Here is a 13,098-nt window from a genome sequence, read left to right as displayed (position 1 = left end):
ACGGATCAACCCCGCGGTTGCAAGGCCGCGGGGTTGTCTTTGCGTCCAGCCAGGCGGCTGTGCCACTGTCTACACCGGCGATACAGTGCGTTCGGAACAGATGTCTTCCTCCTGGGGCGGCGCTGCGCCATGTAGGAGCGGAAGGAAACCGGTACGACGTACAGGCTTCACCAGAGGCGTCGGTGTCCATCGGGACCTGCGGATCTCGGGTGGCTGCACTTAGCCGCAAACGTTACGGGGAGCATGACATGCTCGACAAGATCGAAGGCATTCACCACATCACCTCGATGGCGCGGGACGCGCGCCGGACAGACGCGTTCTTCACCGGGACGCTGGGCCTCAGGCGAGTCAAGAAAACTGTCAATTTCGATGCGCCCGACATCTACCATCTCTATTATGCGAACGGGATCGGCCAGCCGGGCACTGTGATGACCTATTTTCCCTTTCCCAACATCATTCGCGGCACGCGCGGCGCGGGCGAGGTCGGCACGACGGTTTTCTCCGTGCCTGAAGGCAGTCTCGACTTCTGGGAAGAACGTTTTGCAAGCAACAAGCTGGCCGGCATAGAGCGGCTTCAGCGCTTTGGCGAAAACCGGCTCGCGTTCCAGGGTGAGGATGGCGACGGGTTTGCCCTGGTCGAGACAGCGGGTGACCAGCGGAAACCCTGGCCCAGCCACGATATTCCCGCAACGGCGGCCATCCGCGGCTTCCACTCGGCGAGCCTGGTCCTTCACGACAGCGGCGGCACGCGTACACTGCTGGAGATGATGGGTTATTCGGCCCTGGGTGCGGAAGACGGTATCGAGCGCATGGAGCGCAAGGGCGGCAACGGGGCCAATTTCATCGATCTCATCACCGATCCGAATGCGCCGCCGGCGCGTCAGGGCAGCGGGTCTGTGCACCACATCGCCTTTGCCGTCCCCACCCAGCCTGCGCAGCTTGCCGTTCGCAAGGCGCTGATGAGCGAGGGCTTCAGCCTTACACCCGTCATCGACCGCGACTATTTCCTGTCGGTCTACTTCCGAGCACCGGGCGGCGTGCTGTTCGAGATCGCCACGAATGAACCTGGTTTCGCCCGCGACGAGGACATCGAACATCTGGGCGAGGCCCTCAAGCTGCCGAAGCAGCATCAGCACCTGCGGCCATATCTGGAAAGCCACCTGCCGCCAATCGGGAGCAGCGAATGAGCACCGACGCGTATGAGCACATCCTTGAGCCGGCGGGGCAGGGCAAGCCGCTGCTGTTCCTGTTCCATGGCACGGGCGGAGACGAGCGCCAGCTTCTCGATCTTGCCGAGGACGTCATGCCGGGTGCCGGTATCGTATCGCCGTGCGGCGACATAAGCGAACACGGCGCCGCACGCTTCTTCAAACGCACGGGCGAGGGCGTCTACGACATGGACGACCTTGCCCGCGCCACGGTCAAGATGGCCAGATTCATCAAGGCTCATGCGGAGCAGCAGCGGCCGGAGGGCATCTACGGGCTAGGCTATTCCAACGGCGCCAACATCCTGGCTTCGGTCATATTCCAGGAGCCGGCACTGTTTGACGCGGCGGTTCTCATGCATCCGCTCATCCCGTTCGAACCGCAGATCGCGGGGCCTGTCGGAACGCGCCTCCTGCTGACGGCGGGCAGGACGGATCCCATCTGCCCAGCCCGGCTGACGCACCGGCTCGTAAGCTATCTCGAAGGCGCCGGCGCCGTGCTGGAAGTGGAATGGCACGAAGGCGGCCACGAGGTGCGGCCCAGCGAGATAGAGGCGGCGAAGCGGTTCCTGGGCTAGGGTCGGGAACGCTTCGCCATCCTTCTTGCGGCCGGGCGTCAAGCAGCTTCCTTGAGGCCTGCGGTCTTTTCCGCTGTCTCGATAAAGCTGCGATGCAGCGTCTTGACGGCTTCCTCGCGGTCCTCGCTGCGCACGACGAACTGAACGTCGACGCCGCGGCCCGTCTCTTGAGCGGAAATGGGCTCTATCCCGGCCGCCTCAAGCGCCTTCAAGCCCTTGAGCATGACCCCCAGCCCCTTCAGGTCACGCCCGATGATCGACACCATCCCGGCCCGCCGCGCGGTGATGCGGGCGGAGGGATAGCGCTCGGCCAGGTCGCGCTCGACCCGGCGGATCGCCTTCAGTGGCGCTTCCACGTGATGGACGATCGAGTTGGCGTTGGACGATTTCGAAACGATGCGCACGCGGTGGCGCGTCAGCACTTCCAGGATCGAGGCGTCGTAGCCCTTCACGCCGACCATGTCCTGCTCGAACAGCTCAAGGCTGGTCACGGGCAGGCCGGTCACCATCTCCACGCCGGGCTCTCCCGCAGGTTCGGCATCGATCAGCGTGCCGGGGTCATGGGGCTCGAAGGCGTTGGCGACGCGCAGCGGCACGCCGGCCTGGCGCAGCTTCTTGGCGGCTTTAGGGTGGATCGCCTCCATACCCATATTGGAGAGCTGGTCGGCGACGTCGTAGTTGGTGCGCCCGATCTTGCGCACATTGTCGGTTCCCACCAGGCGCGGATCGGCGCTCGAAAGGTGGAACTCCTTGTGAATGATCGCCTCGCGCGCGCCGGTCAGCGCGGCGATGGTGGCGAAGGTGACTTCCGAATAGCCGCGGTCGAACTCACGCATCAGGCCTTCGCGGCATTGGGCGTAGCCCGTGACGATGGGCAACTCGCGCTCCAGATCGACTTCATCCAAGGCGCGATGGATCCGCTCGTCGAGATCCGGCTGGGTCTCATCGCGCCAGCCAGTCAGGTCCACGAAGCGGGCATTGACGGCTTCGCGGCGAAGCAGAATGGCAAGGTTGTTGGCCGAATGCGCCTCTCCCAGCGCGGATAGCATTTCGCGGATGGTCTGCATGTGCTCACCAAGCTGGAAATGGCCGTAGGAGCAAAGGCGCTGCAGATCGATGAGGCAGCCGCGTGCGCCTTCGACCCGCTCCCGCACGAAATCGTCGGCCGCATGGCGGTCGGCGGCTTCCTCGAACATCCCGGCGTTGATTTCCCGCATGGCGCGACTGACATCGGACAAGGCATCCATCCAGCCGTGCTCGTTATCGGCATGGGCGAACAGGGCGTAGACGCCCGGCTCGCCGGATTTCTTGTGCTCCAAGAGCTTGTCGGTGATGCCGCTGAAGGCGGAGACCACGAAGACGCGGCGGTAGAGGGCGTCGCCACTGCGATCGCCCACGAGAATTGTGTCGAGAAGCTCGCGTGCGCGGCTCATCGACGTTCCGCCGATTTTCTCCACCGTATGGCCGGTTTGAGCGTTCTCGGCCGCGCCGCGTTCCTTCGCGGCGCGCTTGTCTTCCGGTCGTCGTGTCATTTGATGATCGTTGCCTTCCTGGTTAAACCAGCTTTCCTGTCGCCACGTCGATCGGCTTGGGCTCGCCGCGGTGGGCGAGAAAATCCGGACGGGGCTTTCTGGCGCCGAACGGCTCGGTGAGTTGGTTCGACATGGCGTTGAACACGAAGAACGCGTTCGAGCGGGCAAACGGGGTGATGTTGCCGTTCGAACCATGCATCGTGTTGCAGTCGAACAGGACCAGCGTCCCCGCCTTGCCGGTCGCGGGCACGATGCCGTGCGCGGAGGCCAGCTTCGTCAGCGCTTCGTGCGAGGGCACGCCCACCTCCTGCTTCTTGAGCGAGGACTTGTGATTGTCCTCGGGCGTTTCGCCGGCGCAGGCGATGAACTGCTTGTGCGAGCCCGGCATCAGCATCAAAGGACCATTCAACTCGTCGTTGTCGGTCAGGAGCAGCGAGGCCGAAATGGCGCGCATGCGCGGCATGCCGTCCTCAGCGTGCCATGTCTCGAAATCCGAATGCCAGTAGAACTCCTTGCCGGTAAAGCCGGGCTTGTAGTTCAGTCGGGACTGGTGAACATAGATATCGTCGCCAAGAAGGAAGCTGACGATGCCGGCAATGCGGCGGTCCCGCGAAAGCCGCTCGAAAAGCGCGCTCTGTTCGGGCAACTTGAAGATCGTGCGGACCTCGTCCGAGCCGGGTTCGGTGATCACGCTGCCGTCCATGAGCTTGCGCTCACCACCGCGCATGGCGGCGGATTCGGCCATCAATGCCTTGACCTCTTCCTCGGAGAAGAGGTTCTTCAGGACCAGGAATCCGTCCCGGTCGAACTGATCCGCCTGTTGGGCGGTGAGGGGCGCATCGGGGCGCCACTGGGACCAGACCACCTTATCCTCGCGCGGCAGCCACTTTTCTTCCGGCAGCCGGCTTGGATAGGGGTCGCTGGTTCGGTCCACTGGATTGGTTATCGCAGACATGGTCTTGTCTCCTTCTTCCTTTGGTTTCTGAGGGCGTGGTTCACTTCACGCCTCTTCGGCCTCGAGTGCGTAGGAGCCGTCCTCCTGGTGAACTTCATTGCCGCTGACGGGCGGGTTGAAAACACACGCCATGACCATCGGCTTGTCGTTTGCGCGCAGGATGTGCTTGTCGTTCTTGTCGAGCGCATACATCACGCCGGGGCGTATCTGGTGCACTTCGCCGGTCGTGCAATCCTCGATCGAGCCCGTTCCGTCGACGCAGTAGACGCTCTCGAGATGGTTCTTGTAGTGCATCGGCAGTTCGGCGTTGGCATGGATCGTCGTGATGTGGAACGAGAACCCCATCTTGTCGCCCTTCAGCAGAAGGCGGACGCTGTCCCAGCCATCGGAGAAGATATGGCGGTCGGTGTTCTTCGCTTCATTCAGGTCGCGTACGATCATGGCAATTACTCCGCTGCAATACTGGCCGAGCGGGAAATCTCGCCGACGGCCTCTTCAAGAATGTCCAGTCCCCGGGCAAAGGTTCCCTTGTCGATGTTGATGGGGCAAAGAATCTTCACCACCTCATCGTGCGCCCCGGAGGTCTCGATGATGAGGCCGGCCTTGAAACAGCGCGAGCAGATGTCGCTCGCCAGCGCACCGGAGCCCACGTCGATGCCCTGCATCATGCCGCGCCCCTTGAGACGCGCATCCGGCAGATGCGCAGCGATCTCCCTGAGGCGGGTGCCGAGGAAGCCGGCGCGCTCGCGCACGCTCTCCTGGAAACCCTCGTCGGCCCAGTATTTCTCCAGCGCCACGCGCGCGGTAACGAAAGCATGATTGTTGCCGCGGAAGGTGCCGTTGTGCTCGGCCGGGCCGAATATGTCGTACTCGGGACGTACCAGAAGCGTGGCGAGCGGCAGCCCAAAGCCGGAAAGGGACTTTGCCATGGTGATGATGTCCGGCGTGATGCCCATCTCCTCAAAGGAGAAGAACGAGCCCGTGCGGCCGCAGCCGGCCTGAATGTCGTCGACGATGAGCAGCGCGCCATGGGCGCGTGCGATCTGCTCGATGCGCCGCAGCCATTCGCGCGACGCCGCGTTCAGGCCGCCTTCGCCCTGCACCGTTTCAAGAATGATCGCCGCCGGCGGCTCAATGCCGCTGGACGGTTCAGCAAGCATGCGATTGAGGAAATCGGCGGTGTCGATGTCCTTGCCCATCGAGCCTTCGAAGGGCATCCGCGTGACGCCGGTCAGCGGCAGGCCGGCGCCGCCGCGGTGATAGCCGTTGCCGGTCGCGGCAAGCGCGCCCAGCGTGACGCCGTGAAAACCGTTGGTGAAGGAGACGACGTTGGTACGGCCCGTCACCTTGCGGGCAAGCTTCAAGGCGGCCTCAACGGCATTTGCGCCGGTGGGCCCCATGAACATCATGCGATGATCCATGCCGCGCGGCTCCAGGACGATGCGTTCGAAGGCTTCCAGAAAGGCCGCCTTGGCGCTGGTGTGCATGTCCAGGCCGTGGGTTACGCCGTCACTGGTGATGTAGTCGACCAGCGCCTTCTTCATATCGGGGTCGTTATGGCCGTAGTTCAGCGAAGAGCATCCGGCGAGGAAATCGATATATTCGCGGCCGTCCGCGCCCTTCATCATGGCGCCGCTGGCGCTTTCGAACACGATGGGAAAGCTGCGGCAATAACTGCGCGCCGCGGATTCGCGGCGCTCGAAAATAGTCTTATCGTCCGTTTTTACGGTCGTCATGTCTTATCCTTCGGGTTTTTCAGTTCGCTGGACGCGCGTTGAGCCGGCTGCCGATCAGGCGGCGCTGCGGGCGGCTTCGGGCAGCGATATCGTCACCATGTGCTCGGTGGCGTGCGCGCCGTCGAAATGGGCGTCCTTGCGGAAATAGGCTTCGTCTGTCAAACGCGCGCCCTGGCTGCGGGCGAAAGAGCGGAACAGCGCCCAGCTCGCGTCATTGTCGGAGGTGATCGTGGTCTTGACCGTCTCGACCTCGCCGCAGACGTCGCGTTCGAGCAGGGATTTGAGCATGCGCTTGGCGACGCCCTGACCCTGGGCGGATTCATCCACCGCGACTTGCCAGACAAACAGGGTGCTGCTGTCGTCGGGCAGGAGGTAAGCCGAGATCCATCCGACGATCTCTCCATCGGAGCGCCGCTCGGCCACCACGCAGGTGTCGCCGAAATGGTCGCATTGCAGCAGATTGCAGTAGAGGGAATTTTCGTCGAGCGGTTCACATGCACGTATCAGGCGCCAAACCGAGGAACCGTCTTCTTTTTCAGGCGTGCGGAAGATGATTTCATCGGATCGTTTTCGAACAAGTTTCAGATCGCTGCTGGGCATGGCTCTCCTCTTTCGTCAGGCTGGATATTACGATTACCGAACCATATTTCAACCGCAGCAGCATCGATTTGTTCAGAACTGTGCTAAATCGGCCCCCGATGAGCCGAGATTGCCGAATGATTTCATTCGCTAATCAAAATAAAATTTTTCTGCTACCAAGGTGATGTAATCGTTGCTCAAGGCCCGCCTATGGAAAACCGCACCCAGACCAGCCTTATCGCGCTACGCAGGATCCTCCGCGCGACCGAGTTGAACGCGCGTACGCTTGCCCGCGAAACGGGGCTGACCACGCCGCAGCTCATCGTGCTCGAGATCGTGGCAGCGGCCGGCAGGGCGACGCCGAAGGACATCGCGGGCAAGGCCGGCGTAGGCCAGGCGACCGCGACGTCGCTTGTGGACAAGCTGGTGGCGCGGGGCCTGGTCCAGCGTACCCGCGGCGAGCGCGACCGGCGCATCGTGTGGGTTTCGGCGACGGAGGCCGGTCAGGAGCTGCTCAAGGCCGCCCCCGACCCTTTGCAGCGAACGTTCTCCAACCAGTTCGAGAAGCTGCCCGATTGGGAGCAGGCGATGATCGTCGCCGCGCTGGAAAAGGTTGGCTTCATGCTCAACGCCAGGGCGATCGATGCATCTCCGCTTCTCGATGTCGGGGCGGTGGACCGGAAATAGGCGTCGCACGACGGCCAGACGGATGCGAAGGGCGGGTCGGCCGCCAAATTCGGCTCCTTGCCTCGCCTTTGCCGTGTTTAATGCTATCCTAATAGGGCGTGGCGCGCCGAGCGACGCAGTCTGGAAGGACGATGAGCGAACCGCAAACCACGAAGCAAGGGCCGCCCGGACAGGAATCGGGCGGCATGGCAGCCAGTCTGCTAGGGCGGCTGGCGCGGACGCGCGCCGGCGTCAGAACGGCAATGGTCGTGGAGCGGGCATGGCCGGTCGTCCTTCCGCTCATCCTTGTGGCCAGCCTGTTTTTCAGCCTGTCCTGGTTCGGCCTGTTCCAGATCATGCCGGGCTGGATGCGCTGGGCAGTTCTCTGTGCGCTAGGCCTCGGCATGCTCGCATCCCTGATCGGGCTGCGCGGCCTGCGTTTCCCGGTCGCGCTGGAAGTCGACCGCCGCATCGAGCAGATCAACCGGCTCGAACATGCTCCGGTCGCCACGCAGACCGACCGGCTGGCCGCCGGAGATGGCGGTCCGTTTGCCGCGGCGCTTTGGCGGGAACACCAGAAGCGGATGGCGGGGCGGCTGTCGCGCGTTCACGGCGATCTGCCGCGGACGTCGGTGCCCGAGCGCGATCCCTGGGGGTTGCGGGCGGTGGCAGCGCTGCTTTTCGTCACCGCTTTCGCCTATTCGCTCGGGCCCTATGGCGGCCGCATCGGCGACGCGTTTCAGCCGCGCCCAACGGCCGAGGCGACGCCTGCGCGCATCGACGCCTGGGTCACGCCGCCGCCTTATACGGGTCGCGCGCCGATTTTCCTGACGGCGGAAGCTAATCTGGAGCAGCAGGCCTTCTCCGTTCCGCAGAACAGCGCAATTGCCGTGCGAGTCAGCGGCGGCTCGGGCGAAGAGACCCTGTCGATCGACGACGGCCGGGAGGCGGTGCGCGACATTGAGCCGGAGGCTGGGGAAGGCGACGGCGCGATGCGGCGTTTTTCGACGCTGCTGGCCAGCGACGGAATAGTCACGCTCACCGGCGGGGGGCCGGCCCTGCGGCAGTGGCAGTTCACCATCATTCCCGATGAGGCGCCGCAGATCCGTTTCTCCCAGGAGCCCAAGCGCGCTGTGAATGGCGCGCTGGAGCTGAATTATGAAATCGAGGACGACTACGGCGCGGTGGAAGCGCAGGCGCATTTTTCGCTGGCGGAAGAACGGCCGGATGCCCGTCCGCTTTTCGACGCGCCGGAAGTGGCCTTGAGGCTGCCCCGCAGCAATGCGGAAAACGGCGCCGCCAAGAGTTCTGCTGATCTGACCGAGCATCCATGGGCAGGCGCGGCGACGCGGTTGCACCTGACCGTCGCCGATGCGGCGGGGCAGACCGGACGCAGCGAAGAAGAGACGTTTGTACTGCCGCAGCGGCCGTTCACCAATCCCTTGGCCAAGGCGCTGATCGAACAGCGGCGCCTGCTGGCGCTCGATGGCAATCAGCAGGACAGGGTGGGAGCGCTCATGGATGCTCTCCTTTTGTGGCCCGAGGAGACCTTCGAGGAGCCTTCCCACTTCCTGCTCATCTCCACCGTACGCTCTAAGCTCGCGCAGGCAGGCAGCGACGACGCCCTGCGGCAGGTCGTGGGCGACCTGTGGGAGATCGCGCTGATCATCGAGGATGGCGACCTGACGGCAGCCGAGCGCCGGCTGCGGCAGGCGCAGGAAGCGCTCCGGCAAGCGCTGGAGGAAGGTGCCAGCGACGAGGAGATCGCCGGCCTTGTAGATGAACTGCGCCAGGCCATGCAGGAATTCCTGCGTGAGTTTGCCGAGCGCGCGATGCAGAATCAGGATTTTGCGCAGGGCGAGAACGGTCAGACGATGCGCGAGAGCGATCTCCAGCGCATGCTCGACCAGATCGAGGATCTGGCAAGGTCAGGCGCGCGCGATCAGGCGCAGGATCTTCTTTCGCAGCTCGAGAACATGATGAACAATCTTCAGGCTGGCCGTCCGCAGCAGGGGCAGGGCGGGCAGCAGTCGGAGATGCGCCAGCAGATGGACCAGCTCGGCGAACTGATGCGCCGGCAGCAGGAACTGATGAACGAGACCTTCCGCATGGACCAGCAACAGCGCGGCCAGCAGGGGCAACAGGGCGAGCAAGGGCAGCAGGGCGAGGGCCAGCAGCAGGGGCGGGGCCAGATGCCTGGGCAAGGCCAGGGCCAGCAGGGGCAAGGGCAGGGCCAGCCGATGACGCCCGAGGATCTGGCCGAGGCGCTGCGCGGCCTGCAAGGACAGCAGGGTGCGCTGCAGGGGGACCTGCAAAGCCTGCTTGACGGGCTTGAAGGGCTTGGCATCGAGCCAGGCGAGGGCTTCGGCGAGGCGGGCGAAGCCATGGGCGAAGCCGAAGGCGCGCTCGGCGAGGGCCGTGGCGAACGGGCGGTGGGCGAGCAAGGGCGGGCGCTGGAAGCCTTGCGCCGCGGCGCCCAGGATATGATGAACCAGATGCAGCAGGCCATGCAGGGCCAGCAGGGCGAAGGCCAGCAGGGGATGCGTCAGGGCAGTAACGGCCGCGACCCGCTCGGCCGGCCCCAGTCGACCACGGGGCCTGATTTCGGAGATTCGGTCGAGGTGCCCGACGAGATCGATACCCAGCGCGCGCGGGAAATCCTCGAGGCGATCCGCCGGCGCCTCGGCGACGCGCTGAGCCCGGAGTTGGAAAAGCAATATCTGGAACGGCTGCTGGACATGCGATAGCGCCTTGTCCGCGCGCGCTTAGTAATTTTTTTGGCACTCTCAAGAGGGGAGTGCCAATTTTTCTTCTTCGGCCTCTTGAACGTCGGAAAATCCGCTCCCAAATCTTTGCCGCGCGGTGCCATGACGGGCCGCGTACCGCGCTTGCTTCAGCGCGGGAGGTGCTTCTTTCGTTGTTTGTCCCAGGAGGAAAACATGAAGTTCCGTCCCTTGCATGACCGTCTTCTCGTTCGCCGGATCGAAGCCGAAGAGAAGACCGCCGGAGGGGTCATCATTCCTGATACCGCCAAGGAAAAGCCGCAGGAAGGCGAGGTTCTCGCCGTCGGCTCCGGTGCGCGCGGCGAAAACGGCGAACTGGTGCCGCTGGAAGTCAAGGTCGGCGACCGCATCCTGTTCGGCAAGTGGTCCGGCACCGAAATCCGGCTTGAGGGCGAGGATCTCCTGATCATGAAGGAGAGCGATGTCCTTGGCATCCTCGATGCCGAAAACGCGGTCAGGAAGGCCGCCTGAGGGGGCCTTGAGGATCAATGATGCTGCCTGGAAAGGAGTGTTGAAATGGCTGCAAAAGACGTGAAATTCCATACCGACGCGCGTGAGCGCATGCTGCGCGGCGTCGATATCCTTGCCAATGCCGTGAAGGTGACGCTCGGCCCCAAGGGCCGCAACGTCGTTCTCGACAAATCGTTCGGCGCGCCGCGCATCACCAAGGACGGCGTCACCGTCGCCAAGGAAATCGAGCTCGAGGACAAGTTCGAGAACATGGGCGCCCAGATGGTGCGCGAAGTGGCCTCGAAGACCAGCGACATCGCCGGCGACGGCACCACGACGGCTACCGTTCTGGCCCAGTCGATCGTTCAGGAAGGGGCCAAGGCCGTTGCCGCCGGCATGAACCCGATGGACCTGAAGCGCGGCATCGACAGGGCAGTAGACGCGGTCGTCCAGGAGCTCAAGAAAAATGCCCGGAAGATCACCCAGAACGGTGAAATCGCGCAGGTCGGCACGATCTCGGCCAATGGTGATAAGGAAATCGGCCGTTTCCTTGCCGAAGCGATGGAAAAGGTCGGCAACGAAGGCGTGATCACGGTCGAAGAGGCCAAGACCGCCGAGACCGAGCTGGAAGTCGTCGAAGGCATGCAGTTCGACCGCGGCTACCTCTCCCCCTATTTCATCACCAATCAGGATAAGATGCGGGTAGAGCTGGAAGAGCCCTATGTGCTCATCCACGAGAAGAAGCTGTCCAACCTGCAGGCCATGCTGCCGGTGCTGGAGGCGGTGGTGCAGTCGGGCAAGCCGCTGCTGATCATCGCAGAGGACGTCGAGGGCGAGGCGCTGGCCACACTCGTCGTCAACAAGCTGCGCGGCGGCCTGAAGGTGGCTGCGGTGAAGGCGCCGGGCTTCGGCGACCGCCGCAAGGCCATGCTGCAGGACATCGCCATCCTGACGGGCGGTACGGCCATCTCGGAGGATCTCGGCATCAAGCTCGAGAACGTGACGCTCGATATGCTGGGCCGCGCGAAGAAGGTGGAGATCGACAAGGACAACACGACCATTGTCGACGGTGCGGGCTCCAAAGCGGAGATCGAGGCGCGTATCGCCCAGATCAAGGCGCAGATCGAGGAGACCACCTCCGACTATGATCGCGAGAAGCTGCAGGAGCGCCTTGCCAAGCTCGCCGGCGGCGTTGCCGTCATCCGCGTCGGCGGATCGACGGAAGTCGAGGTGAAGGAGCGCAAGGACCGCGTTGACGATGCCATGCATGCCACGCGGGCGGCGGTCGAGGAAGGCATCCTGCCGGGCGGCGGCGTGGCGCTGCTGCGCGCGGCAAAGGCGCTCGACAATGTTGACTTCGACAACAACGACCAGAAAGTCGGCATCAACATCGTACGCAGGGCCATTGAGGCGCCGGTTCGCCAGATCGCAGAGAATGCGGGCGCGGAAGGCTCGATCATCGTCGGCAAGCTGCGCGAGAAGGATGATTTCGGCTATGGCTGGAATGCGCAGACCGGCGAGTATGGCGATCTTTACGCCATGGGCGTCATCGATCCGGTGAAGGTGGTCCGGACCGCGCTGCAGGACGCAGCGTCTGTCGCCGGCCTGCTGATCACCACCGAGGCCATGGTCGCCGACCGGCCGAAGAAGGAAGCGGCTCCGCAGGTGCCAGCGGGCGCCGGCATGGACTTCTAGGCCTGGCAGCCTGAACAGGAAGCGGCGGAGCGGGGATACCCGCTCCGCCGATTTTGTTTGGCCGTGAGGCTGACGGAGATTACCCGGCCTCCGTGTCGGCTCGAGATGTCATGCCGGGGCGGCGCTACAATCCGCACGCCTGGCGGATGGCGATCTGAACCGGCGATGGCGGCAGGGCCGGATCGAACTCGCCCCACGGCATCAGCGGCGGCTGCGCCATGAATCGCGGCTGCTTCCCTCGGTGCTGCTGCGCGGCATGGACAAGGAACGGATGGCACAGATAGACGGTGCCAGCCGGGCCGACGGCCAGTTCGATCGGGCAATCTTCCGTCGAGCTATAGCCGTCGGCGGAGAGCTGCCTGAGCGTCGCGCCTGCCTCGCCATACGGCAGCAACTCGCGGGCGATGACGGCATGCGACCCCTTCCGGATCTTCGTGGGCGCGTCATTCAGGTCGACATCGGAGAACAGGAAGAGCATTAACAATGCGCGTCCGCTGCTCTTCACATTGATGCGCCATTCCATGAAATCGGCACTGCCGTCGCCGAAGCTCATATCCACGTGCCAGCCGTCGTCGGCAGGGGATTCCGCCGAGGGAAAGCGGATCGGAAAGGTTCCGAGGCCTTTGGGCGCGAGCCAGCGGCCCTCACCGGCGAGTTGGTCGTAGGCCTTGTGCAGGCACGGGGTGTTGGCGGCCTCGATGAAAGGCGCCGAAGCCTTAAAGCCTACCCGGACGACCGGCTTGATCCAGTTCCCAGGTTCGTCCGGCGAAAGGCCAATATCTGCCCACAGCTCGTCCCTGCATTGTTTGGCAAGTGCGGCGCTGAAGGCGTTCTCGATTTTGACGAAGCCGTCGTCGATGAAATTACGGACCTGACGGGGCGTCAGGCCTACATGCTCTGTTTTGGGCATTGCACATTC

At 63.8% G+C, this 13,098-nt stretch carries 12 protein-coding genes; 6 read left to right on the top strand and 6 right to left on the bottom strand.

The genetic code is table 11. From position 1 onward, the window contains the following. The first annotated feature begins 248 nt into the window (after positions 1-248). Both NTH_RS08205 and NTH_RS08200 read left to right on the top strand, forming a co-directional pair. Positions 249-1,187 (top strand): ring-cleaving dioxygenase, encoded by a 939-nt coding sequence (locus NTH_RS08205; protein ID WP_338529561.1) that lies wholly within the window; start codon positions 249-251, stop codon positions 1,185-1,187. After that, the gene (locus NTH_RS08200; RefSeq protein WP_338529560.1) at positions 1,184-1,783 is read left to right on the top strand and encodes an alpha/beta hydrolase; all 600 of its coding nucleotides are present in this window, start codon (positions 1,184-1,186) and stop codon (positions 1,781-1,783) included. Before NTH_RS08205 ends, NTH_RS08200 begins: the two co-directional genes overlap by 4 nt. A 38-nt stretch (positions 1,784-1,821) precedes the next feature. Here the strand turns inward: NTH_RS08200 and NTH_RS08195 are convergent, their stop codons facing one another. Genes NTH_RS08195 through ectA form a run of 5 tightly spaced genes read right to left on the bottom strand, consistent with a single transcriptional unit; the run spans position 1,822 to position 6,606 of the window. Then, on the bottom strand, positions 1,822-3,315 hold the full coding sequence (locus NTH_RS08195) for an aspartate kinase (RefSeq protein ID WP_338529559.1): 1,494 nt from the start codon (positions 3,313-3,315) through the stop codon (positions 1,822-1,824). 22 nt (positions 3,316-3,337) lie between these two features. Beyond that, the gene (gene thpD, locus NTH_RS08190; protein WP_338529558.1) at positions 3,338-4,270 is read right to left on the bottom strand and encodes an ectoine hydroxylase; all 933 of its coding nucleotides are present in this window, start codon (positions 4,268-4,270) and stop codon (positions 3,338-3,340) included. Between the two features lie 45 nt (positions 4,271-4,315). After that, positions 4,316-4,711 (bottom strand): ectoine synthase, encoded by a 396-nt coding sequence (locus tag NTH_RS08185; protein WP_338529557.1) that lies wholly within the window; start codon positions 4,709-4,711, stop codon positions 4,316-4,318. Between the two features lie 5 nt (positions 4,712-4,716). After that, positions 4,717-6,006: a diaminobutyrate--2-oxoglutarate transaminase gene (gene ectB, locus NTH_RS08180; protein WP_338529556.1), complete on the bottom strand. Its 1,290-nt coding sequence runs from the start codon at positions 6,004-6,006 to the stop codon at positions 4,717-4,719. A gap of 54 nt (positions 6,007-6,060) precedes the next feature. Beyond that, complete coding sequence (gene ectA, locus NTH_RS08175) at positions 6,061-6,606, bottom strand: diaminobutyrate acetyltransferase (RefSeq protein ID WP_338529555.1); 546 nt, start codon at positions 6,604-6,606, stop codon at positions 6,061-6,063. Between the two features lie 189 nt (positions 6,607-6,795). On the opposite strand from ectA, the gene NTH_RS08170 reads away from it, so the two are divergent. From NTH_RS08170 to groL, 4 genes are all read left to right on the top strand, one after another. Further along, positions 6,796-7,272 (top strand): MarR family winged helix-turn-helix transcriptional regulator, encoded by a 477-nt coding sequence (locus tag NTH_RS08170; protein WP_338529554.1) that lies wholly within the window; start codon positions 6,796-6,798, stop codon positions 7,270-7,272. Between the two features lie 185 nt (positions 7,273-7,457). Beyond that, positions 7,458-9,998, top strand: a complete 2,541-nt coding sequence (locus NTH_RS08165; protein WP_338531837.1) for a TIGR02302 family protein — start codon at positions 7,458-7,460, stop codon at positions 9,996-9,998. Positions 9,999-10,190: 192 nt separating this feature from the next. Then, a complete protein-coding gene (gene groES, locus NTH_RS08160) occupies positions 10,191-10,505 on the top strand; it encodes a co-chaperone GroES (RefSeq protein WP_338529553.1) in 315 nt (104 codons plus the stop codon). 45 nt (positions 10,506-10,550) lie between these two features. Continuing rightward, positions 10,551-12,179, top strand: coding sequence for a chaperonin GroEL (gene groL / locus NTH_RS08155; protein WP_338529552.1), 1,629 nt, complete (start codon positions 10,551-10,553; stop codon positions 12,177-12,179). A 124-nt stretch (positions 12,180-12,303) separates the two neighbouring features. On the opposite strand, the gene NTH_RS08150 is transcribed toward groL, so the two are convergent. Then, the gene (locus tag NTH_RS08150; RefSeq protein ID WP_338529551.1) at positions 12,304-13,089 is read right to left on the bottom strand and encodes a phytanoyl-CoA dioxygenase; all 786 of its coding nucleotides are present in this window, start codon (positions 13,087-13,089) and stop codon (positions 12,304-12,306) included. Positions 13,090-13,098: the final 9 nt, after the last annotated feature.

Source organism: Nitratireductor thuwali (assembly GCF_036621415.1).
GTDB lineage: Bacteria > Pseudomonadota > Alphaproteobacteria > Rhizobiales > Rhizobiaceae > Chelativorans > Chelativorans thuwali.
Note: the sequence above shows the minus strand (reverse complement) of the source record. Positions and strands in the feature narration are given on the sequence as shown.